The sequence below is a fragment of the Bifidobacterium sp. POST2/T3 (B1) genome, assembly GCF_058197115.1.
The window spans coordinates 1-2,558 of the sequence record NZ_JBVPQK010000371.1; the positions used below are offsets into that span (position 1 = coordinate 1).

Sequence of the window (2,558 nt, forward strand, 5' to 3'; positions counted from 1 at the left end):
AGGCTGTCCGGGTCCCCGATGGCCTTGACGACATAGGGGCTTTGCAGCTTGGAGTGGTCGCACTGCAGGCCGGTGCGCGTATCCAGCAGATAGGTGTTGGTGACCACCCGGACATCGTTGAAAGATATGACCTCAGCCCCTGCATTGCGTAGCTCCTCGATCAGGTTGAACATAGTCGAGGCATCCACACGGTCGCTGTCCTCGGTGACCGTCACCACTACTCCCCTGCCCTGGGCTGGCAGCCGTCCGGACAGGATGCCACTGCTCTGCTCGTTCTGCTGGGCGATGCGGGCGGCCTCCTTTTGCTTGTCAGCAGCGGACTTGATAGAGGTCAGCTGCTGGTTGAGCTGGCTCTTACGCTCCTCCAGCTTATCGACCTGGTTGCTGGTCTCGTCCAGCACCCGCACCAGCTCTTCCTCGGACAGGCTCTGATAGGAGGACTGATTGTTACGCACCTGGACGGCATATCCAAAGCCCAGCAGGGCGCACATAAGGGCCACTAGGACGCTGGTGACCAGCCTGACCCTGGTGGCGTTGGAGTTGAGTGTGCGCAGAGGCCGCCGACGAACCACAGGGAAAGCACCAGTCTGTGTATCGTCGGATGGAGCCCTGACCCGTCCAGGCCGCCTAGGCGGAATGCTCTCGGGCATTCGTTCATCGCGCTTTTTCCTGAGGGTGTGTCTCATATGCTCACCCCTTGAAAATGAACCGTCGAATAGCGGAGACGTTGGAGAAGATGCGAATACCTAGGACCACAATGACAGCTGTGGACAGCTGAGAGCCCACACCCAGCTGATTGCCCAGGAAGACCAGAAGCGTGGCGGTGATCACATTGGAGATGAAGGAGACTACGAAGACCCGATCTGAGAAGCTGCGCTCGAAGTAGGAACGGACTGCGCCCATCAATGCATCCAGGGCCGCCACCACCATAATGGGCAGGTAGGGCTGCAAGACGATGGGAATGTCGGGCTTGAGGAAGATGCCCGCCACCACGCCTAGGATCAGGCCTAGAATTGCCGACATGTCAATGACTCCTTCCGGCATAGGACAGATTGGGCAGACCGACTGCATTCAAGTTCAGGCGCCGCTGCTTGTTCACATTGACGGTTATGTTCGCATCCTTCAGATCACGCAGGCGGCTCTGCAGATCGCTGCGAGACATCAGATCAGACAGCGCACCCTGGTCGCCTATGGCCTCAATCTTGTAGGGTGCCTCGATGGAGGCGGTACCCACCAGGATGGTCTGACCGGCCGTGCGCACTGATGTCTGTGTTCCTATTCTATTGCCGTTGATGGCAATGGCCTCGGCTCCCGCAGACCAGAGCTTGGTCAGAAACCACTGCAGATCCTGGTCGGTGACCAATTTAATCTGATCCGTATTGTCTCGGGCATCCTTGGAGGCAATAGGGTTAGCCAGGGTGATAACGATGCCTTGACCTTGTACCTTACTGGTACCGTTGGTCAGATCATCGGCGGTTTGGGTGCCGTTCTGCCCTTGACCGCCAACTTGACCCGAAAGCGTGTCGATATTTCCGTTGAGATCCGAAATCTGGCCGTTGAGGTCATCGGCACGTTTGCTGACCACCTCTACCTGAGAGATCAGCTTTTCACGTACCTTCTGACGCGGGTCCCGGTGCAGCACCTGCACTATGCCCGTGCCAGCCAAACCAACCAGCACACAAATGACGAAGACCAGGATCCTGTTGACCCAGACGCTCAGCGGTGACCTGCGCTCAGCAGGCAACAGGCGGGCGTCCTCGAACATAGGATCCATGGGACGGTTGGTCAGATCATCGATCAGCCTCAAGGACTCATCGGCCATGCGTCGACGAATGGACTCCTGGGAGGGCTCAGAGCTCTCTTCATCAACATAGTGGCGTTGCAGACCAGCACTGGAATGTGAAAAAGCCGCCCGGCGGTGAATCAGGGCACGGTCGGGCGGCACAGGGAAGGATTCAGGCACTCTCTGCGGTTCAGTCATGATGGCGGTCCTGACGAAGCAGTCCGATACCTTGACGTGCGTATATCAGCCCTGCCAGCCAATAGAGGCCCACCCCCCAAATGACGGCCGCCAGGGCCACCAGATGGAAGAAGCGGAAGAAGGCTGAAGTACCCACATCCGCAAAGATCAGGGCCGGTATGGCCAGCATGAGTACGGCTGTGCCGGTCTTGCCCGCGAAGTGAACCGGCAGAGGGCCATAGTTGTGCTGAGCCAGCGCCAGAACCAGCAGACCCATGAGCACGTCCCGGGCCCCGACCAGGGCCAGAAGCCACCAAGGGAGTATGGATGCGATGCTCAGAGCCAGAACCGAACAGAGAATGAGCAGGCGATCAGCCACAGGGTCTAGAATCTGGCCCAGCTTGCTGACCTGGTTGAACCTGCGAGCAATAATTCCGTCCACACCGTCTGACAGGGCCGAAATCAGCATGACCACCAGAGAGATGATCAGGTGCCGATTGGCCACCAGGTAGGCAATAAGGGGTATGGATAGGATACGGAGCAGGCTGATGACATTCGGTACAGTGAGAATCACAGACCGCGGCTCAGGGCTGTACCT

Annotated in this window: 4 protein-coding genes; all 4 read right to left on the bottom strand. The window is 58.2% G+C overall.

Annotated elements, in window-relative coordinates; all coding sequences use genetic code 11:
* On the bottom strand, positions 1-686 hold a 686-nt coding region (locus tag AC0AP0_RS11730), incomplete at its 3' end, for a DUF881 domain-containing protein (protein ID WP_490430596.1).
* Between the two features lie 4 nt (positions 687-690).
* Positions 691-1,023, bottom strand: coding sequence for a small basic family protein (locus AC0AP0_RS11735; RefSeq protein WP_015021764.1), 333 nt, complete (start codon positions 1,021-1,023; stop codon positions 691-693).
* Position 1,024: 1 nt separating this feature from the next.
* Entirely contained in the window at positions 1,025-1,981 is a 957-nt protein-coding gene (locus AC0AP0_RS11740; protein WP_445342606.1) for a DUF881 domain-containing protein, read from the bottom strand.
* Positions 1,974-2,558, bottom strand: a 585-nt coding sequence (locus AC0AP0_RS11745) for a CDP-alcohol phosphatidyltransferase family protein (RefSeq protein ID WP_490430597.1), incomplete at its 5' end; no start/stop codon positions are given. The genes AC0AP0_RS11740 and AC0AP0_RS11745, both read right to left, overlap by 8 nt.